The 18,465-nt window shown below is 64.5% G+C and carries 18 protein-coding genes and 2 pseudogenes; 8 read left to right on the forward strand and 12 right to left on the reverse strand.

Features of this window, described 5'->3' with window-relative positions; translation table 11 throughout:
• Positions 1 to 19 precede the first annotated feature (19 nt).
• Together GA645_RS13240 and GA645_RS13245 are read right to left on the reverse strand one after the other, a co-directional pair.
• Positions 20 to 700, reverse strand: coding sequence for a phytanoyl-CoA dioxygenase family protein (locus GA645_RS13240; RefSeq protein ID WP_152223453.1), 681 nt, complete (start codon positions 698 to 700; stop codon positions 20 to 22).
• A 161-nt stretch (positions 701 to 861) separates the two neighbouring features.
• Complete coding sequence (locus tag GA645_RS13245; RefSeq protein WP_256676144.1) at positions 862 to 1,296, reverse strand: hypothetical protein; 435 nt, start codon at positions 1,294 to 1,296, stop codon at positions 862 to 864.
• A gap of 71 nt (positions 1,297 to 1,367) precedes the next feature.
• Between GA645_RS13245 and GA645_RS13250 the strand changes: the two genes are divergently transcribed.
• Positions 1,368 to 1,550, forward strand: coding sequence for a hypothetical protein (locus GA645_RS13250; RefSeq protein ID WP_152223455.1), 183 nt, complete (start codon positions 1,368 to 1,370; stop codon positions 1,548 to 1,550).
• A gap of 283 nt (positions 1,551 to 1,833) precedes the next feature.
• On the opposite strand, the gene GA645_RS13255 is transcribed toward GA645_RS13250, so the two are convergent.
• Together GA645_RS13255 and GA645_RS29285 are read right to left on the reverse strand one after the other, a co-directional pair.
• Complete coding sequence (locus GA645_RS13255) at positions 1,834 to 2,613, reverse strand: hypothetical protein (protein ID WP_152223457.1); 780 nt, start codon at positions 2,611 to 2,613, stop codon at positions 1,834 to 1,836.
• Positions 2,614 to 2,822: 209 nt separating this feature from the next.
• A complete protein-coding gene (locus tag GA645_RS29285) occupies positions 2,823 to 3,023 on the reverse strand; it encodes a hypothetical protein (protein WP_372239806.1) in 201 nt (66 codons plus the stop codon).
• 387 nt (positions 3,024 to 3,410) lie between these two features.
• Between GA645_RS29285 and GA645_RS13265 the strand changes: the two are divergent.
• The 7 genes and pseudogenes from GA645_RS13265 to GA645_RS13290 form a co-directional block, all read left to right on the forward strand.
• A pseudogene (locus tag GA645_RS13265) lies at positions 3,411 to 4,025 on the forward strand (efflux RND transporter permease subunit); the annotation flags it as partial.
• 67 nt (positions 4,026 to 4,092) lie between these two features.
• Positions 4,093 to 4,329: pseudogene (locus GA645_RS29035) on the forward strand (hypothetical protein); the annotation flags it as partial.
• Positions 4,330 to 4,531: 202 nt separating this feature from the next.
• The gene (locus GA645_RS29040) at positions 4,532 to 4,972 is read left to right on the forward strand and encodes a hypothetical protein (RefSeq protein ID WP_256676223.1); all 441 of its coding nucleotides are present in this window, start codon (positions 4,532 to 4,534) and stop codon (positions 4,970 to 4,972) included.
• Positions 4,973 to 5,053: 81 nt separating this feature from the next.
• The gene (locus GA645_RS13275) at positions 5,054 to 5,758 is read left to right on the forward strand and encodes an NAD(P)H-dependent oxidoreductase (protein ID WP_152223461.1); all 705 of its coding nucleotides are present in this window, start codon (positions 5,054 to 5,056) and stop codon (positions 5,756 to 5,758) included.
• Positions 5,759 to 5,842: 84 nt separating this feature from the next.
• Positions 5,843 to 6,370, forward strand: a complete 528-nt coding sequence (locus tag GA645_RS13280) for a hypothetical protein (RefSeq protein WP_152223463.1) — start codon at positions 5,843 to 5,845, stop codon at positions 6,368 to 6,370.
• Between the two features lie 58 nt (positions 6,371 to 6,428).
• A complete protein-coding gene (locus tag GA645_RS13285) occupies positions 6,429 to 7,079 on the forward strand; it encodes a DsbA family protein (protein ID WP_152223465.1) in 651 nt (216 codons plus the stop codon).
• Between the two features lie 211 nt (positions 7,080 to 7,290).
• Positions 7,291 to 9,033 (forward strand): SulP family inorganic anion transporter, encoded by a 1,743-nt coding sequence (locus GA645_RS13290; RefSeq protein ID WP_152223467.1) that lies wholly within the window; start codon positions 7,291 to 7,293, stop codon positions 9,031 to 9,033.
• A gap of 121 nt (positions 9,034 to 9,154) precedes the next feature.
• Here the strand turns inward: GA645_RS13290 and GA645_RS13295 are convergent, their stop codons facing one another.
• From GA645_RS13295 to GA645_RS13330, 8 genes are all read right to left on the reverse strand, one after another.
• Entirely contained in the window at positions 9,155 to 10,171 is a 1,017-nt protein-coding gene (locus tag GA645_RS13295) for a DUF2955 domain-containing protein (RefSeq protein WP_152223469.1), read from the reverse strand.
• Positions 10,161 to 11,279 carry an HlyD family secretion protein gene (locus GA645_RS13300; RefSeq protein WP_152223474.1) on the reverse strand — a complete coding sequence of 373 codons (1,119 nt, stop codon included), beginning with the start codon at positions 11,277 to 11,279 and terminating at the stop codon, positions 10,161 to 10,163. The genes GA645_RS13295 and GA645_RS13300 overlap by 11 nt, the downstream gene beginning before the upstream one ends.
• A complete protein-coding gene (locus GA645_RS13305) occupies positions 11,276 to 12,811 on the reverse strand; it encodes an efflux transporter outer membrane subunit (protein ID WP_152223476.1) in 1,536 nt (511 codons plus the stop codon). Before GA645_RS13305 ends, GA645_RS13300 begins: the two co-directional genes overlap by 4 nt.
• A 12-nt stretch (positions 12,812 to 12,823) precedes the next feature.
• Positions 12,824 to 13,921 (reverse strand): AI-2E family transporter, encoded by a 1,098-nt coding sequence (locus GA645_RS13310; protein WP_152223478.1) that lies wholly within the window; start codon positions 13,919 to 13,921, stop codon positions 12,824 to 12,826.
• Between the two features lie 23 nt (positions 13,922 to 13,944).
• A complete protein-coding gene (locus GA645_RS13315) occupies positions 13,945 to 15,789 on the reverse strand; it encodes a monovalent cation:proton antiporter-2 (CPA2) family protein (protein WP_152223480.1) in 1,845 nt (614 codons plus the stop codon).
• A 103-nt stretch (positions 15,790 to 15,892) separates the two neighbouring features.
• Entirely contained in the window at positions 15,893 to 16,564 is a 672-nt protein-coding gene (locus GA645_RS13320; protein ID WP_152223482.1) for a DUF3313 domain-containing protein, read from the reverse strand.
• Between the two features lie 430 nt (positions 16,565 to 16,994).
• On the reverse strand, positions 16,995 to 17,756 hold the full coding sequence (locus GA645_RS13325) for a hypothetical protein (RefSeq protein WP_178119537.1): 762 nt from the start codon (positions 17,754 to 17,756) through the stop codon (positions 16,995 to 16,997).
• A 213-nt stretch (positions 17,757 to 17,969) separates the two neighbouring features.
• Positions 17,970 to 18,398, reverse strand: coding sequence for a molybdopterin-binding protein (locus GA645_RS13330; protein ID WP_152223484.1), 429 nt, complete (start codon positions 18,396 to 18,398; stop codon positions 17,970 to 17,972).
• Positions 18,399 to 18,465 lie beyond the last annotated feature (67 nt).

Raw genomic sequence — 18,465 nt, forward strand, 5'->3', positions numbered from 1 at the left:
AATGCGCCCTGGACCCGGACTACGGGGTGCCCAGGGCGTAGTCCGAGGGATCGAACCTGTCAGTCGTGTCCATCCGGATGTTTCGCAGGCCCGCAGTCTCCAGGTGCGAAGGGTAGAGTGGCTCGGAAAAATAGCTGATCAGCAGGGTGCGGCGGCGCGCGCCGAGCGCGTTCAGGCTGGCCGCATGCACCAGGTCGGCGTCGAACACCAGGATGTCGCCAGCGGAGCCTGAAAGCTGCACGGACCGGGACTCGTCATTGAAGTCCCATGGCGGCGCTCCCGGTTCGGCACGATGGCTGCCGGGGACGATGCGCGTCGCGCCGTTCCCAGGGCCGTAATCGTCGAAATAGGCCAGGGCGTTCACCGTGTCGCCGGGCCGCTGGGCCGACAGATCGCGATGCAGCTGCTGGTGACCACCGCCGGCGAGCGGCTCACGGCCCTCCACCTGGGAGAGAAAGAACCGCTCCCCGATCAGCTCGCCCACAACGGCCAGCACCTGCGGCAGGCGGCAGACGGCCTGCACCCTCGCGTCGACGTCCAGCAGTGAATGGCGCCAGTCCGCGCCGCGCGGTACGGGCCATTCGCCGGACGCCCTGACGCCGGCGTCGAACACGTCCCGAAGGTCGCCCAGCCACTCGGCCGGGATCGCGCCGTGCAGCAGTACATAGCCGTCTCGATGAAGTTGCTCGCGGTTGGTCATCCCTACCTCAATCCTTTGCCACCCATGCGTCTTGCAGAACAGCCCGTAGCCAGGCAGAGCATCGGGCACTTGCTGGGCAACTTTCAAGGAGCAAAGGCATCGCCCTTGCGCGCCCGGCTATGGGCGCTGCATCGGTCGAACGACTGGAGAAGCGGTGGCGATCAGCGCCCGGCCAGGCCTCGCTCTTCCCACCAGTCCCAGGCCTTGAGTGCTCGGCGGGCCGCCCAGCCACCCAGGAAGGAGAGCGTCTCGCTGGTCATCGAGATGGATTTCCGGTTCACGATCCAGAAGTCCGTCAGCTCGGTCTTCTCGCCGTTGAGCAGGTCCGCGATGGTCCGGCCGTTCAGGTGCGTCAGCGCAATGCCATGGCCGAAGCAGCCGCCCGAATAGATGATGCGTTCGTCATCGACGAAGCTGATTTCGGGAACCATGTCCACGTTCACCGAGACCGGGCCACCCCAGCGGTAATCGATGCGTACATCCTTGAGCTGCGGGTAGATCCACTTCAGATGCGCTTCGCAGTGCTGCCAGTTGGTGGGCGCGGGCACCTCGTCGGTGGCCGCCGTCCGGTACACGATGGCATCACCGCCGCCCATGACGATCCGGCCGTCCACCGTGGGGCGGTAGTAATGCAGCAGCTGCCAGTTGTCGCCGTCTGCAGCGCCAGGTGCCGGCGTTTCCCGGCCTGCTCGGCAAGTTCCTCAGTGTGCCGGGCGGGCGCGAGTACCTGGTGCAGGTACCCGGCTCGGTGCTTTCGGGGCTTTCCGACGAGGCGGTCGACTGGCATCAGATGTCAATGCCGCTGTCACCGGGTGGCAAGCGGGGCGGCGCCTTATCGAATAATTTTTGACCTGAGGTGAGTTTGAAAGACTTGGGGCTGGGGTGGACTACCAGCCCGTTTTTCACGTCCGAGCAGACCGCCAAATCCGATAACAAGACCATGATTCGGAAACCATTCGCCCAGTCGGCAAGGCGGGCCTTGGGGTGCCATCGTAATTGGCACCGTAGCCGTTCTGGTCCTTCCGCTGATGCCGGTTTATGTCGACGGCCTGGCTTCCCTGGGGGGCAATGCCAGTCAGCTTGGCATGCTGGCGTCATCAGGCGTTGCTGGCGTTTACGCTGTTTGCGAAAGCCTAATCCCGATCCATGCGCTGCAGTCTCCATACGTGCAATCGGTGGGAGAGTCCTTTGAACACACTGCCCTCGTGAGGATCGCCAAAATGCAGCAATACCGTGCTGCGCACGCTGGTGGGCAGACAGGCCTGATTGGCATGCAGCGAGCGCATACCCCAGAAGAAGTAGAGATTGCCGGGAGTCAGAGGGACGATTTGGGCCGATAGCCATTGCTGCACGCGCGGCGTACGCCACGCCCGTTTCAGCAGCTTCTCGACCAGCAGCTTTTCAAGAATATTGACGACCGCGAAGCGCCTCGCATCGCGCAAATTCGGAAACATGACCAGATGCCCCGGCGGCTCATCCGGGCGGTTGGGGATCAGAACCGGCAGCAGAATGGTGACGACGTAGGAGTCGTAGTGAAAGTTGAGCGCATGTCGCAGTCCGTGCGTGCCGGTCAGCACGCGCAGGACCGGAAAAATCCGGTCGCTGGGCGGCGCCGTGCGCATCTTCCGTTCATAAAGGCATCGAAACAGCGCGCGCAGGCCCGCGTCCTCGAAAAGCGGGCGCAGGCAGGTGTCGACGGTCCATTCCATGCCCTCAAAACTGAAATATTGGCCGTCGTGCTGCTCAATCTGATGGGCAATGAAGCTGCGCATTTGCACGAGAATCGCGTCCGGCACGATTTGGTGCAGGATACCTACCCCGGATTCGTCCATTGAGCTGGCCAGGGCTTGCGCGCTTGCCGCGCTGAGCGTTGCGAATCCATCGGGCGACGTAGAGTTGTTCAACTCGGTCATAGAAGCACCTCGGCGTGGATTCGAAATGAAATAAGAATCCAAGCTCCGCGAAAGGAGGATCGTGACGGAAACTGTGTTGTCTTCCGCACGAAATCGCCTAGATCGAGGTGTCATCGTGGACCGTGCAGCCAACGTCTTCGATCGCGCCAACCATGTGTTCGATATCGAGCACGGAGAACTTGCCAGCGCCGCCTGCCCGGCAGCCCACACTACAACGTCCTTTGAACAAATTCCGTGGAATCAGGACGAATCGCAGTACGTAGAGCAACAAGTCCGTGGTACGCGAGATAACAGACAGCACCGTCAAAGGCGACTGCCACCATGCGCGGACTACCAATAAGCACGGCACCAGGGCCGCACACTCCGAGCACGATCGGCAGCGCATCACTTGCAGCGCAGGTAACAGGCATCAACAGCAGATGGCGGCCTGTAATCGTTCGCCTGATGACGAACGTGTCCTTCGGGCCGGCCAGTTTGAAAAGACCTGTGCAGAGAAGCAAGACTTCGAAGAAGGCAGCAGAGCTGTCAAGCACTGCAGGCCGACAATCTCATTAGCTGAATCTGTGGAATTTGCAATCCTAAAAAATAGTTACCGCAATTCCAGATGTCAACATCGCTCCTGGGTAGGCGAGCCTCCTGTTTCAGAAAGCACCTGGCCAAAGATCACGCCTGCTTCCGTCAAATGGCGAGCGGCTGTTCAGGAAGACTCCAGAAAAGTCTCGGCTGATCTATTGAAACGGCGCCCCCGCTGAACCTGGGCCCTGCACATGCCCCAGATGAGTTTTTCCGGCAAACGCAAACAAACCCGGCGCGAGGGCTCCATGGCCAGGGTGAACGTGCGCCTGGCCAGCGGCAATGCCGGCGTGCAGGCGGCCACCAACGAGGTCGTGGCGTCGTCCGAGCTGCCGATGATGCTCTACGTGTACCTGACCATCGTGCGGCTGGTGTTCCTCGTCTACCGCGACTGGCGGGCGATGATCGCCTGCTGCGTGCCGCTGACGCTGGCCACCTTCCTCGGCTACTGGTTCATGAAGGCGCTGGACATCGGCCTGACCGTGGCGACCCTGCCGGTGATGGTGCTCGCCGTGGGCATTGGCGTGGATTACGCCTTCTACATCTACAACCGCCTGCAGATGCACCTGGCCCGGGGACGCGACATCGTCAGCGCCTTCCAGCAGGCGCTGCGCGAGGTCGGGGTGGCCACGGTATTCACTGCGCTGACGCTCTCCGTGGGTGTCGCCACCTGGTCCTTCTCGGCCCTGAAGTTCCAGGCCGACATGGGGTTGCTGCTCACCTTCATGTTCATGGCCAACATGATCATGGCGATCACCCTGCTGCCGGCCCTGGCGGTGGTACTGGAAACCCTGATTCCGCGACGGGGGCCGGTACGCGCGCCCCTGATCGCGCACTGAGAAAGGAGGGCATCCGATGTCCCCGATTCGATTCCTCCGTCTGCCCCTGGTCGCACTGGCGCTGGCGATGTCCTGCAACCTGTCGGCGGCCGAGGCGGAGGCTCCCGCCATTGCACTGGACGGCGCCAAGCACGCGCCCCTGGTGGCTGTCGCCCAGGCCGGCCAGCGGCTGGTGGCGGTCGGTGACCATGGTGTGATCGTGCTGTCCGACGATGGCAAGACATGGCGCCAGGCGCGCAACGTGCCGGTCGATGGCCTGCTCACCGCGTTGAGCTTCATCAGCGAGCGCGAGGGCTGGGCGGTCGGCCATGGCGGCGTGGTGTTGCACACCGAGGATGGCGGCGAAACCTGGTCCCGGCTGCCGCCGCTGGAAGACCGGCCGGTGTTGCTCTCGGTGTGGTTCGAGAACGCGCGTCACGGCATGGTCGTCGGCGCTTATGGCTACGCCGCGCAAACCCAGGATGGCGGCAAGAGCTGGCAGCGCGTTGAGGTCGGCGCGGAGGGCGATGACCACCATCTCAATCACCTCTTCGCCGGGCGCGACGGCAGCCTGTTCATTGCGGCCGAGGCCGGCAACGCGTACCGCTCGGCCGATCACGGCGTCACCTGGCAAGGCGCTCGATACCGGCGCCAGTGGCTCGCTGTGGAGCGGTGTCGGGCTGCGCGACGGGCGACTGTTGCTGGTGGGCATGAGCGGCCGGGTGCTGCTTGGCGAGCACTGGCAAGCCCTCGACAGCGGCAGCCACGAGGCGATCACTGCCGTCGCCCAACTGAGCGACGGGCGCGTTGCGCTGGTCGGCAACGGCGGCCTGGTCGCGCTTTCCGACAGCAGCCTGGAGCGCTTCACCGTCGCGCAGCGGGAAGACCGCCTGAGCCTTTCGTCCCTGGCGCCGCGCGCGTATGGACACCTGTTGCTGTTCGGCACGCAAGGCGTCATCGCTCAATGAGTCGTGGCTGCGGCGCGCGGTAAGACTCGTACGCCGCAGCCCGAGTCCCTGTTTTCAATTAACCGAAGTCTGGAACACGCAATGAACGTTTTGATTGTGCATGCCCATAACGAGCCCGGTTCCTTTACCGCCGCGATGAAGAACCTGGCGGTGGTGGTGTTGAGCGAGCAGGGGCATGAAGTGAAGGTTTCCGATCTTTATGCGCAGCGCTTCAACCCGGTCGCCAGTGCCGCGGATTTCGGCTGCCGGGCCAATGACGAGTATCTGGTGTATGCCCTGGAGCAGCGGCATAACCTGAAGAACGGCACGCTGGCCGAAGATATCCAGGCGGAGCTCGAAAAGATCCAATGGGCCGACCTGATCATCTTCAGCTTCCCCATCTACTGGTTCGGCATGCCGGCCATCCTGAAGGGCTGGATAGACCGGGTATTCGTCTCCGGGCTCTGCTATGGCGGGCGGCGCATATACGACCGGGGTGGGCTGAAGGGCAAGCAGGCGATGCTGTCCTTCACCGTCGGCGGGCAGAGCCACATGTTCGGCAAGGACGCGGTGCACGGCGAGATCAAGACGCTGCTGCGGCCCATTCACCAGGGGGTGCTGGCCTACGTCGGGCTCGAAGTGCTGCCGCCGTTCATTGCCTATCACGTCCCCTATATCAGCGAGACGGATCGCTGGACCTACCTGAACCAGTATTGCGAGCACATGGTGACCCTGGATCAGCGCGAACCTCTGGCGTTTCCTTCGCTGGATGACTTCGATGCAACCCTCCGTCCGTTGCGGCGCTGAGCGGCAATCCGCACACCGCCGTCCGTGGGCCGGGTGGCCTGCCGAATTTACCTTTTTCCGCCGCCAATGAAGCAGGAGCGTCGCATGCCGTCAAAAGCGTTCATCAAGGGGTTCCGTTCGGAACTGGCCAACCGCTCATTCGCACTGATGACCGTCAGGCGAATGACCAATCGCTTGCATGGGGATGACTGGTTCGTCTTCTGGAAGACCTATTGGGATCTGGAGGACCTCAATGCCCGGCGCTACGGCGCGGCTGCCCTGAGCTGGGGGCTGGACCCGGCGCCGGGACTCCGGACGAAACTCAAGGCCTGGCTGGTCTCGTCGGTGCCCAGGTGTCTCATGGTCGCGCTGGTGGGCTTTGTCTACAAACAGACCCTGGATTATGTCGACTGGCTGCGTGAGTTGAAGAAGTCGGGGCCGTCCGAAGCCAGGGTGTTTCTGGACTTCATGGTGGAACAGGAAGAGTTGCAGGTCGACATGATGCGCCTGGCCCTGGCCCTGGCCGGCAGGCATGGGGAGATCGCCGGGCATACGCAGGGCTTCTTCCTGAAGTACGGGCGCTCCATTCCCAAGGTTGGTTTCGGCTCCAGGCCGCTATCACCCCGCGACTGAGCCAGGGCTCGCGGTTTTCCCCCGGCATGCCGCCCTTGATGGGCGATGAAGGAGAGTGATGGCGACGCTCAACCTGGAGATGACCTTCGATTTCATCTGCCCCTCGTGCTTTATCGGCAAGCGCAACCTCGATGTCGCATTGCGCATGCTGGCGAGCCAGCGATCCGACCTGCAGGTGCGGGTGAACTGGCTCGGCCTGCAACTGCTGCCGCAGATCCCGCTGACGGGCGAGCCCTTCGCCAGCCTCGGCAGGCGTCCGGACGCAAGACGTGCACTGGATGTCCGCATGGCCGAAGTGTGCCGGGCTGCCGAGCGGGCAAGGGTGCCTCTGGACCTCGAACGCATCCGCATCATGCCCAACACCACCTACGCCCACCGGGTGTTCCAGCGTGCCGGTTATGTCGGTACCGACCATCAGGTGGAGCGCCTGCTGGAGTTGCTCTTTCGCACGCATTTCCAGCTTGGCAAAGACATCGGCCAGCGTGACACCCTGCGCCGCCTGCTGCTCGCCTGCGACTTCGGGCCCTGCGACTTCGAAGAGGCCCTTGCCGACGGCGCCCGCCAGTTCATTGGTCGCCGTGTCGGACTGGCTGATGCCAGTGTGCCGATGTTCCTGCTCGACGGGCGTTCCTTCGCTGTCGGCGAACATGGCCCGGAGCAATTGCTTGCCGCGTTGTACCGTGCGCTGGAGCTACGGATTCCGGCATGAGCCGGATGCCATCGACTCCTGTTGAGCACTTGCCGGCTCGCGCTGAAAAGTGTTCGCAATCGGCGCGGCGCGAAGCGCCCTGTTTATGGAAAAGTATTTGCGCGGCGGGGGGTACGACAGGTGGCCGCTGATCTACGATGTAGGGCGGAAGGGCTCCCGTCCTCGGTGCCTTTCGTAGGACCGTTCATTCCGCCGCTGGAGCCACTAGCCCATGTCCGACACGTCCCGCCCGGGATCTTCCGCCCAACAACAATCAGGTTTCGATTGGCAGCGCTGGCTGCCAGGTCTCGTGACCCTGTTGCACTACCAGCGGGCGTGGCTGCCCAAGGACATTGCCGCCGGGCTGGTGCTGACCACCATGCTGGTGCCGGTGGGCATCGCCTACGCCGAGGCTTCCGGCGTGCCGGGCATCTACGGCCTGTACGCGACCATTATCCCGCTGCTGGCCTATGCGCTGTTCGGCCCCAGCCGGATTCTGGTGCTCGGCCCGGATTCGGCGCTGGCTGCGCCCATTCTCGCGGTGGTGGTGCAGTACGCGGCGAGCGATCCGCAGCGGGCCATTGCCATCGCCAGCATGATGGCGCTGGTCTCCGGGGTGGTGTGCATGGTCGCCGGACTGCTGCGCCTGGGCTTCATCACCGAGCTGTTGTCCAAGCCGATCCGCTACGGCTACATGAACGGCATCGCCCTGACGGTGCTGATCAGCCAGTTGCCCAAGATGTTCGGCCTGTCCGTCGACAGCCAGGGGCCGCTGCGTGACCTCTGGCATCTGGCGCAGGCCGTGCTGGAAGGCCGCGCCAACTGGCCGAGCTTCGCCGTCGGCGCCAGCAGCCTGGTATTGATCCTGCTGCTCAAGCCCTACCAGCGCCTGCCGGGCATTCTCATCGCGGTGGTCCTGGCGACCCTCTCGGTGAGCCTGTTCGACCTCGGCAGCATGGGTGTGAAGGTGCTTGGGGAACTGCCCCAGGGGCTGCCGTCCTTCTCCTTCCCCTGGTTGACCGGCATCAACCTGACGGAAATCGTGCTCGGTGGTATCGCCGTGGCACTGGTCTCCTTCGCCGACACCAGCGTGCTGTCGCGCACTTACGCGGCGCGCATGAAGACGCCGGTGAACCCGAACCAGGAGATGTTCGGCCTGGGTGTGGCGAATCTGGCGTCCGGCTTGTTCCAGGGCATTCCGATCAGCAGCAGCTCGTCGCGCACGCCGGTGGCCGAAGCGGCGGGTTCCCGCACCCAGCTCACCGGCATCATCGGTGCGCTGGCGGTAACCCTGCTGCTGCTGGTGGCGCCCAACCTGATGCAGCACCTGCCCAACAGCGCCCTGGCCGCAGTGGTGATCGCAGCGGCACTGGGGCTGTTCGAGTTCGCCGACCTCAAGCGCATCTTCCGCATGCAGCCATGGGAGTTCTGGCTGTCCATCACCTGCTTCGTCGGCGTTGCGGTATTCGGCGCCATTCCAGGTATCTGCATCGCCGTGGCGATCTCGGTGATCGAGTTCCTCTGGGATGGCTGGCGTCCGCACTACACGGTGCTCGGTCGCGTCGATGGCATCCGTGGCTACCACGATGTGTCGCGCTATCCGCAGGCCCGGCGCATCCCGGGGCTGGTGCTGTTCCGCTGGGATGCACCGCTGTTCTTCGCCAACGCCGAGCAGTTCCAGAATCAGGTGCTGGAGGCTGTCGACCAGTCACCCACCGCAGTGCAGCGCCTGGTGATCGCGGCAGGTCCGGTGACCAGCATCGACGTCACCTCGGCCGACATGCTCGCCGAGCTGGACAAGGCACTGGAGGTGCGTGGCGTCGAGCTGCAGTTCGCGGAAATGAAGGACCCGGTGAAGGACAAGATGAAGCAGTTCGAGCTCTTCGAGGGACTGGGGGAATCCGCCTTCCATCCCACTCTCGGCGCCGCTGTCGATGCTTACCTGGCTGATTCCGGGGTCGACTGGAAACCCTGATAGCGTGCCTGCGCATCGCTGATGGCGGGTGAACAGCCGGCGAGGGCGGCCCATTGATGGTGCCGCCCTCGCCGGTTTTTTTGTGCTGCTGAAAAGCGCTCGACCAGTTGGAGTGGGGAACCTAGGCCGTATGTGCCCGTGCGCGACGACTGTCGATCCACACCAGCATGCCGCTGGCGTACAGCGACACCGCGAGGAACAGCGCCATGCGCACGGCGAAGGCGCGATAGACGTCCTGGCCGCCGGCACTGTCCTGCACCGACTGGCCCAGCAGGATCAGCATCGTCGTCAGGCAACTGACCCAATATGCCGGGCTCTTGCGGGTGGCGACCGCAGCATAGAGGCGCCGCCCTTGCCAGAGGGTGAAGAGCAGCACCCAGAGGAAGAACATCCAGAGGTGCACGAACAGGCTCAGGGCGCTCCAGACCAGGATCGCCAGCACCCCGGCCAGCAGGGTGGAGCCGATGAGTTCACGGCTGGCGTGGCGCGCGCGGGTTTCGCCGGCCTGCTGGCCGAGGCTGACCGACTTCATGATCAGCGGCATGAAGCGGTCCGGGGCGATGATCGCCAGCAGGAAGGCCGGCATCACGATCAGCACGGCGCGCAGGGCGATCCAGCCGACGTCTTCCTCGTTGAGCCGTGGCAGGGCAGGGGGCGTGGGTGCATCGGCCGGTTCCGGGAATAGCGCATGGGCCACGGCGCTGCTGAGCACGGCCAGCAACATGCCCTTGGCCAGCGCTTCCACCACCGACAGCGCCAGGGTGAAGTCACTGGTGCCGGCGGCGGCGATCATGGTCAGCCCGATCACCAGCAGGTTCGCCAGCAGGCCGTTGCCGCCGCGCAGCGCGTAGCGAAACACCAGGTATAGCCCCACGCCGACCAGCAACACGCCGCTCAGCTGCGCATGCCGCAGCAGCGGAATCAGCAGCAGACCGATACCGCAGCTGAGCAGCACCAGCACCGCCAGGGCCGGAGCCGCCTTGAGCGGCAGAGCCTGCGCGCGCATGGCCAGCAGGAGGACTGCGAGCACCGGCGCGAGAAAGGGAATCGGCAGCCCGATGCCATAACTGGCTGCCAGGCACAGCGCGACGCCCCAGGCGAGCCTCAGCGCGCGCCGGCGCCGCAGCTCAATAGGCATACGACAGCCAGCTCATCAGCCACATGAACACGCGGCCGATCAGGTTCAGCGGGTTGCCTTCCTTGGGCAGCGCCATGACTTCAGCCTGGCCGCCGACGCGCAGGCCGGCGGTGTTCAGCGGCTGGTCGCGGTCCAGTTCGACGATCACCGGGAAGCGCTGCGCGGAACGCAGCCATTCGCGGCTGTTCTGTACTGTCGGCAGCGAGCCGGGCGGGGTGCTCTGGCCGACGCTGACGCCATAGCCGATGCTGCGGATGCGCCCGCGCAGCAGCTCGCCAGGCAGCGCGTCGAGCACCACCAGCACCGGTGTGCCAGGGCTGAGGTGGCCGAGGTTGTTCTCGGTCATGTCGGCGCTGATCCACACGTCATGGATGGCGATCAGGGTCATCACCGGGCTGCCGGGGCCGACGTAGTGGCCAACGTCGGTGCGCAGGTCGGTGATCAGGCCGTTGGAGTCGGCGCGCACCACGGTGCGGGACAGGTCCAGTCGGGCCTTGGCCACATTCGCGGTGGCGCTGCGCAACTGCGCGTTGTCTTCGTCGTGGCCGCCCTGTTGCTCGCGGGCGCGTTCGACTTCGGCGCGGGCCGCGGCAACCTGGCTGGCCGTCTGCTCGCGGGTCGCCTGGGCGCTTTCCAGCCGCCGCACGGAGACGGTGCCGGGGTCTTCCTGGTATAGCCGCTGCAAGCGCTCGGAGTCCTGCCGCGCCTTGCGCTCGTTGGCCTGCGCGGCAGCCAGACCGGCCTTGGCCGAATCGATGCCGGCGGTGCTGGCGCCGATCTGCCGGCGCACCGTGTCGAGGTCGGCCTCGGCTCGCGACAGGGCGATCTTGTATTGCTCCTGATCCAGTTCGAAGAGCACGTCGCCCTTGCGCACTTCCTGGTTGTTGCCCACGGCCACGCGCTGCACCTGGCCGGCCACTTCGGCGCTCACCGGGACCACGTAGGCCTGCAGGCGCGCCTGCTGGGTGTAGGGGGTGAAGCGGTCGGCGAGCAGGTACCAGATCAGGCTGACCAGGATCAGCAGCAACACCACGCGCATCCCGCGGTCGGGGGAGGATTTGCCGGGGGCGGGTGCCGGTGCGGGCGGCGTAGTGGGGGCGTCGCTCATTTCTGCTTACCTTGTTCTGAGGTGCTGGGGTCCTGGGCTGCCGGAGCCGGCTCTTCGAGCAGGTCGCCCCAGTCGGTGCGTTGTTCCATCTGTTTGCGGGTCTCCGCATCGATGGGCGGGCGGTGGTTGTCCCAGCCGCCGCCAAGTGCCTTGTACAGCGCCACCAGGCTGCTGACCGCGTTGCCGCGGCTGACCAGGTAGCCGTCCTGCTGTTGCAGCAGCAGTTGCTGGGCATCGAGCACGCGCTGGAAGTCGGCAAAGCCTTCGCGGTATTGCGAACTGGCCAGGCTCAGCGAGCGCTGCGCGGCCTGCGAGGCCTGATCGCGGATGCCCGCGCTCTGCAGCGAGCGCACCAGGCCGCTGGCGGCGTCGTCGGCCTCGCGCGCGGCGTTGCGCACGTCCTGGTGGTAGAGCTCGATCAGTTGCTGGAGGCGCGCGTCCTGCACGCGTACGGCGTTCTCGCGCTTGCCGTAGTCGAACGGGTTCCAGATCAGGCTCGGCCCGGCGGCGAGGTTGAAGCTGTCGGGCAGGTTGCTGGCCGAGACGAAGCTCCAGCCGATGCTGCCCAGCAGGCTGATCGACGGATACAGGTCGGCCTCGGCGACCCCGACCAGCGCCGACTGCGCCGCCACTGCCTGCTCGGCGGCGCGGATGTCCGGACGGCGCTGCAGCAAGTTGGCCGGCACGTCCTGGAGGATGGCGCGGTCAGGCAGCGGCAGTTGTCCGTGGCGAGCGGCCAGCTCCGGCATCGCTCCAGGCGGACGCGCGAGCAGCGCGCAGAGGATGTTGCGCAGGGCGTTCACCTGGTTCTCGAACTCGGGGATGGTTGCCAGGGTCGCCAGGTACTGGGTGCGCGCCTGTTGCCAGTCGAGCTCGTCGTTCTCGCCGTGGCGGAACAGCCGTTCGGTGATTTCCAGGCTACGCTCCTGGCGCTTGGCGTTCTCGCGGGCGATATCCAGGCGCGCCTCGGCGGTGCGCAGGCCGAAGTAGGTGTCGGCGACCTGCGCGCGCAGCAGGACCATGGCGTCGGCGTAGTTGGCCACGGAGGCGAAGTAGGCGGCGTCGGCGGACTCGATGGCGCGGCTGAAGCGGCCCCAGAAGTCGATTTCCCAGCCGATGTCGAAGCCTGCGCTGGACTGCCAGAACGTCGAGTCGCGGGCGCTCGGCGCGCCCGATTGGTTCTGCTTGAGGTAGAGACTGTCGGCGCTGATCTGCTGCAGCTGCGGGTAGCGCCCCGTCTCGGCGATGGACAGCTGTGCACGCGCTTCGGCAATGCGCAGGCCGGCCACCCGCAGGCTGGTGTTGTGCGCGTCAGCCTCGGCGATCAGTGCGTCCAGGGTCGGGTCGGCGAACACCGTCCACCACTGACGCAGGTCCGGGGCGCTGGCGTTGCGCTCCGCCTGCTCCAGCAGCGGGGTTTTCCAGCCGGCCAGCCACGGGTCCTGCGGTGGCTGGAAGTCCGGGCCGACCTGGGTGCAGCCGGCCAGGGCAGCAGCGGCGAGGAGTGTGCAGCGTCTGACGCGCTTTGGCATGGCAATCCTTGCTTATTTAGGCGATTCGGAGGTGCTGTCCGGCCCCTGCTGATCCACCCATTGCCAGAACAGGTTATAGGCGACCGCCAGGATCACCGGGCCGATGAACAGGCCGATGATACCCTTGACCACCATGCCGCCGATGGCGCCGATCAGTACCACCGGCATCGGCACGTCGACGCCACGCCCCAGCAGCAACGGCTTGAGCACGTTGTCGGAGAGACCGGCGACGAAGGAGTAGATGGCGAACGCAATGGTCGCGGCGGTGAAGCCTTCGGTGGAGAAGACATAGGCGATCACCGGGATGGTGATCAGGGTCGCCGGTGCCTGGGCGATGCCCAGGATCAGGATGGCGACCGCCAGGATGCCCGCACCCGGCACGCCCTTGACCACGAAGCCGACGCCGATCAGCAGCATCTGGATGAAGGCAATGCCGATCACCCCCTGGGCGACGGCGCGGATGGTGGCGGTGCACAGGACTGCCATGCTCTTGCCACGATCCGCGCCGGCCACCCGGTTGGCGATGCGTTCGGCCGCGCGGGTACCGGTTTCACCGAAGGCCATGATGATGCCGGAGATGATGACCGCCGAGATGAACAGCAGGAACGCGCCGCCGGCGCTGGCCGCGGCACCGAGCAGCACGCGGCCGCTGCCCTTGAGATAAGGCAGCAGGTGCTGGGCTACATCACTCAGGCCGCCGGAGGCCTTGAGCCATACCTCGTACAGGCGTGGACCGATCAGCGGCCAGGCCGCCACCGATTCCGGCGGCGGCGGAATGCTCAGGGTGTCGCTCTTGAGCAGCGCCACCACTTTGTCGATGGAGTCGCCGGCGTTGATCGCCAGGAGATAGATCGGTGCGATCAGCACGAGCAGAACGAACAGTACGATCAGCGTCGCGACGTAGCCGTCCTTGAGGCCGGTACGCGTTTTGAGCCAGCACTGCAGCGGATAGAGGGTGACGGCGAGGATCACCGACCAGATCATCAGCTCCTTGAAGGGCTCGAAAACCTGGAAGGAAAAGATCACCAGGGCGGCGATCAGTCCGGCTTTGATGAGGACATCGAGCAAGCCCCGGGACAGGGTGCTATCGAACTTGAAACTGGGTTGCATGGTATTCCTCCAGACCGGCCTTTTCAGGTCGGACGATCATCGCGCCGCGGGGCGCTGTCAATTGGCTGTTCCTTGACTTGCGGGGTGACACCGGCGACGGAGACTTGCTTGCCTCCGTCGTCGTCCCCGCTATCGTCGCCAAAGCGGCCGTCAGGTTCGTCGTCGCGACCCTGTCGATGCAGCTCCATCAGCCACTGCGCTTCCTGCTGCTGGTAGCGGCGTACCCAGGACGCGGCCTGGTCCTCGTCCACGCCGAGTTCGATGAAGGCACGGCGTCCCATTTCCAGGCTGGAATGGAAGGTTTCCCGTACCGGGCTGACACCCCGGTCAAGCAGCTGCAGGACCTGCTGGCGGTTGGTCGCCCTGCAGATGACCCTGGTATGCGGGTAGAGGCGGGCGAGGGTGTCGACTGTATTCAGGTTGGTCTCCGGGTCGTCGGTGGCGACGATCACCAGTTCGGCCTCGCCGACCTTGGCGGCATGGAGGATTTCCGGGCGCGTCGGGTCGCCGTAGTAGACCGGCACGGTGCCTTCGCGGCCCTGGCGACGCAGTGCCTCGACCGAGGTGTCGAGGGCGACCACCGGCACGCTCTGGGCTTGCAGGAGATTGGCGACCACGCGGCCCATGCGGCCCATGCCGGCAATCACCACCCTCGGCTGGTCATCCACTTCCGGTGCGCCGTCCGGCACCTCGGCGTCCGTTGTCTCGTCACGCATCCGGCGCGCCAGCGCCATCATCACCAGCGGCACCACGGCCATCGACAGGGTGATGGCGAGCACCAGCACATCGTGTACCCGCTGTTCCAGCAGGCGTTGATCCAGGGCGAGCTTGAACACCACGAAGGCGAACTCGCCGCCGGATGCCAGCACTACGCCCAGGCAGTTCGCCCCAGCACGGTTCAGGCCGCCGAAGAAACGGCCTATGCCCACCAGCAGCGGCAGCTTGATGCCCACCAGCAGCAGGGTCAGCCCCAGTACGAGGAGCGGCGCGTCGAACAGCAGGCGCATATCTGCGGTCATGCCCACGCCGACGAAGAACAGGCCGAGCAGCAGGCCCTTGAGCGGTTCGATCTGCGATTCCAGCTCATGGCGGAAGTGCGATTCGGCCATCAGCATGCCGGCGAGGAAGGCGCCCAGCGCCATGGAGACGCCGACGTGCTCCATGATCCAGGCCGTGCCCAGCACCACCAGCAACGCGGTGGCGGTGGAGAGCTCGCGCAACCCCGAGCCGACCGCCCAGGTGAACACCGGGCGCAGCAGGTAACGGCCACCGAGGATCACCAGGCCGATGCCGACCGCTACCGCGAGCAAGGGCCGCGCGCCAGCGTCGGTTGCGCTGTCGCCGCCGCTGCCCAGCAGCGGCACGATGGCGATCAGCGGAATGGCGGCGATGTCCTGGAACAACAGGATGCCCACGGCCAGGCGGCCGTGCGGCTTGTTCAGGTCCTTGCGCTCGGCCAGTACCTGCAGGCCGAAGGCGGTGGAAGAGAGCGCCAGGCCCACGCCCAGCACCACGGCGGCGGCCGGCGACTGTCCGAACAGCAGGTACGCCAGCAGGCCGATGACGATGGCGGTCAGCCCCACTTGCAGGGAGCCGACGCCGAACAGCGAGCGGCGCATCATCCACAACCGGCGGGGCGAGAGCTCCAGACCGATGATGAAGAGCAGCATCACCACGCCCATTTCCGAAAGGCGGCCGACGTTATGTGGATTGCTGATCAGGCCGAGCAGCGAGGGCCCGATCAGGATGCCCGCCAGCAGATAGCCGGGTACCGCACCGAGTTTCAGGCGTTGCGCCAGTGGTACCAGAACCACCACTGCCAGCAGGAAAATCACCGTCGCCTGTAACAGGCTTCCGTCATGTGGCATTCATCAGCCCTCTTGTGGCTCCATCCGGGCTCGCTGCCCCGAGTAACGATCGTGTTCGCGAGCCCGGCCAGAAACTCTTCTGGCCGGGTAGTTCAGGTCACGCTTACTTCTGTGCGCGCAGTTTGGTGTAGGACAGACGCATGTCCTTGGCCCAGCCGTCCAGCACGCCTTTCACGTCATTGGCGGCCATTGCCTGCTTGTCGTTCTCCAGCGGCTGCCCGGTGCCCTTGCGCACGAGCTGGGCGACTTCCTTGCTGGTGCGGCCGTCGAGGAAGTCGGCTTCGGTGGCGATCACGGTGTCCTGGTCGCGGATACCGGTGGCGGTGCTCACTCCAGCGGCGATCAGGGCGATCGGAACCACCTCGTAGGCATGCAGGGATTGAGTATGGCTGCTCACGCCGGTGATTGCGGCGCGTACAACCAGAGAATCGCTGCTGGGTTGATTGACCACCGGCAACACCTGGCCGAACTCGCGCTTGAGCACTTGGGTGTAGTAGGTGGAAATCTGGTCAAGGGTCTGTTGCGAGACCTTGTCGGTAGGAGCCGCCTTGGGGAAGTACTGCGTCGGCTCGATGTACACGCTGGTATAGCGGCTGAGGTTCAGGCTGGGATCGACCCAGGCCATCACCTTGGCGCCGGAGGCGTTTTCCTGCTCGCTCAGGTGCGAATAGTTATTCAGGAAGCCGGAATAGTCTTCGCTCGAAACCTTGTTGCTGGAGCAGCCGAACAGCAGGGGGAGCACCAGCAGAGGAAGCAGAACAGCGTGTTTCTTCATTTTCGAGTCCTAATTTAAGAGGGGTACAGCAGCAACTGTGTTGACGGCTGGGATCAGCACACCCCTTGACCCCATGAGCAGGGCAAGAGCTTGTATCTACCGGTCTTTTCGCGCCTGGGCAGTTCCACATCCTTGTAGTTGGCAGGCTCCATGTGGGGCCTGCGGCAGGCGGCTGATAATGATGTTCAGGTGAGTACGGCGCTTCTCGTGAATGCACCGTGAATTACGGATAGATCGAGTATGGATGAGCGGTGGCAATTTTCCGGCGCAAGAGCTTAAGGGGGGATCTTCTTATCCGGCAATAGCGCAACAAAACATTCAAAATATTGTGAGTCGTGGTTGTTATTTGTGATCTAGTCGAATGTTCGAAGTTGTTCAATTCGGTGTGGCGGTGCGCTGTGTTGGTCATTCTCTGCTAACGACGCGACGCCTAGATCTTCCAGATAGGGCCATACGAACCGAAGCAGGCATTCGACAGCGCGTCAGGCCGGATGCCGTGGGTTTCAATGGCGCCCCATTCGTTGATTTCCAGGATCAATTGCGGGGTAAGTTCCTTGCCACTCTTCAGGCGAACACTGTCGAAGACCTGGATGTTCTTGCCTGTATTGACCACGCTGGTTTCCATCCAGGCGTCGGGCGTGCTCCCTTCATGCAGACGCGCAAGCAAGGCGTTGTACAGGGGGAGGTAACGGCGATCCGGCGCTTTGCAGTCGATGTTGAATTTCCTGACAATCGACTCTGCCTGGGGGGAACTGAAATAGAGTCGTTGCCCGAAGTCACGCTCGAGCCGGTCGATATAACTTGAACTTTGCCCGGGAGCTTCGGCTTTGACCGGGACTGCGGTGGCGACATTGCGGGGAATCGCCTCCGGCCGCCTTGACAGGTCTTTCTGGCAGGTCCCGCGGCTTTTATAGAAAGAATGGGAAATCAGCTCGCCGGTGGCTTTGTAGGTTGCCGAGGCAACCAGTATCGAGCCGCTGGCCATCAGTTTCTCGGTCTTCTGGGCATAGTCCGCGCCATTGCCCCAGACGCCATTCGGCAGGCCCGATACCCACTCGTAGCAGGAGGGTGGCGAAGTATCCCTGCGAAGCTCGTAAACCCGGCTTTGCAGGAAGGTCTGAGGGGTTTCGGCAAGGGCCAGGAGCGATGTTGCTGACAAACAGGCGGCGATACACAGCAGGGTCCGATTCACGCAGGTTCTCCTTGTAGGCCATCCGGCCCTTGAGCCGAAGGGCACGGCCATGATGATAGCGCGGCCAGCGGTACAAGCTGCTCGAAGTTCCGGCCGTTGCGGCGGAAGCGGTGGGGTCCGGCGGGAGGGAGTTGCGGTAGAACCGGTTGAAGCTCTTTGACGCGGGAGGCGCGGGGAGGCTGGAGCACACTGCGGTGCCCCAGCCAGGGTTTATCAGGCAGGCACGCCGACGATGACGTGGGACGCCTTGATCACCGCGGTGGCGCTTGCGCCAGGGACCAGGCCCAGCTCCTGCACGGCTTCGCGGGTGACGATGGAGTACACCTTGGTGCCACCAGCCAGCTCGATCACCACTTCGGCGTTGACGGCGCCATCGGTGACGCTCAGGACCTTGCCGTTCAGGCAGTTGCGTGCGGACAGACGAATGTCGCTGGCTTCGGTCATCAGCATCACCCAGGGGGCCTTGACCAGGGCCACGGCCTCGACCCCGGGAGCGAGATTCAGGCTGTTGACGCTCTCGACGGTGACGACGGCCACCAGGGTTTCACCGCCGGCGAGCTCGATGACTACTTCGCTGTTCACCGCGCCGGGGCGCAGCTCGCGGACCTTTCCTTTGAAGACGTTGCGGGCACTGACTTTCATGGTTTTCTCCTTGTGAACCAAAAAAACCTGACCAGAATGTCAGGAAGCGCTATGCGGTTTCAACTAC

This window comes from Pseudomonas sp. SCB32 (assembly GCF_009189165.1).
Classification (GTDB): Bacteria; Pseudomonadota; Gammaproteobacteria; order Pseudomonadales; family Pseudomonadaceae; genus Pseudomonas.

Bases quoted from the DNA above. Each gene is read 5' to 3' on its own strand.
- GA645_RS13295 (WP_152223469.1), bottom strand. From the start codon at position 10,171: ATGCCTATTGAGCTGCGGCGCCGGCGCGCGCTGAGGCTCGCCTGGGGC.
- GA645_RS13285 (WP_152223465.1), top strand. From the start codon at position 6,429: ATGGCGACGCTCAACCTGGAGATGACCTTCGATTTCATCTGCCCCTCG.
- GA645_RS13320 (WP_152223482.1), bottom strand. From the start codon at position 16,564: ATGAAGAAACACGCTGTTCTGCTTCCTCTGCTGGTGCTCCCCCTGCTG.
- GA645_RS13300 (WP_152223474.1), bottom strand. From the start codon at position 11,279: ATGAGCGACGCCCCCACTACGCCGCCCGCACCGGCACCCGCCCCCGGC.
- GA645_RS13255 (WP_152223457.1), bottom strand. From the start codon at position 2,613: ATGACCGAGTTGAACAACTCTACGTCGCCCGATGGATTCGCAACGCTC.
- GA645_RS13330 (WP_152223484.1), bottom strand. From the start codon at position 18,398: ATGAAAGTCAGTGCCCGCAACGTCTTCAAAGGAAAGGTCCGCGAGCTG.
- GA645_RS13305 (WP_152223476.1), bottom strand. From the start codon at position 12,811: ATGCCAAAGCGCGTCAGACGCTGCACACTCCTCGCCGCTGCTGCCCTG.
- GA645_RS13275 (WP_152223461.1), top strand. From the start codon at position 5,054: ATGAACGTTTTGATTGTGCATGCCCATAACGAGCCCGGTTCCTTTACC.
- GA645_RS29285 (WP_372239806.1), bottom strand. From the start codon at position 3,023: ATGCCTGTTACCTGCGCTGCAAGTGATGCGCTGCCGATCGTGCTCGGA.
- GA645_RS13310 (WP_152223478.1), bottom strand. From the start codon at position 13,921: ATGCAACCCAGTTTCAAGTTCGATAGCACCCTGTCCCGGGGCTTGCTC.
- GA645_RS13245 (WP_256676144.1), bottom strand. From the start codon at position 1,296: ATGGGCGGCGGTGATGCCATCGTGTACCGGACGGCGGCCACCGACGAG.
- GA645_RS29040 (WP_256676223.1), top strand. From the start codon at position 4,532: ATGACCACCATCTCAATCACCTCTTCGCCGGGCGCGACGGCAGCCTGT.
- GA645_RS13315 (WP_152223480.1), bottom strand. From the start codon at position 15,789: ATGCCACATGACGGAAGCCTGTTACAGGCGACGGTGATTTTCCTGCTG.
- GA645_RS13290 (WP_152223467.1), top strand. From the start codon at position 7,291: ATGTCCGACACGTCCCGCCCGGGATCTTCCGCCCAACAACAATCAGGT.
- GA645_RS13240 (WP_152223453.1), bottom strand. From the start codon at position 700: ATGACCAACCGCGAGCAACTTCATCGAGACGGCTATGTACTGCTGCAC.
- GA645_RS13280 (WP_152223463.1), top strand. From the start codon at position 5,843: ATGCCGTCAAAAGCGTTCATCAAGGGGTTCCGTTCGGAACTGGCCAAC.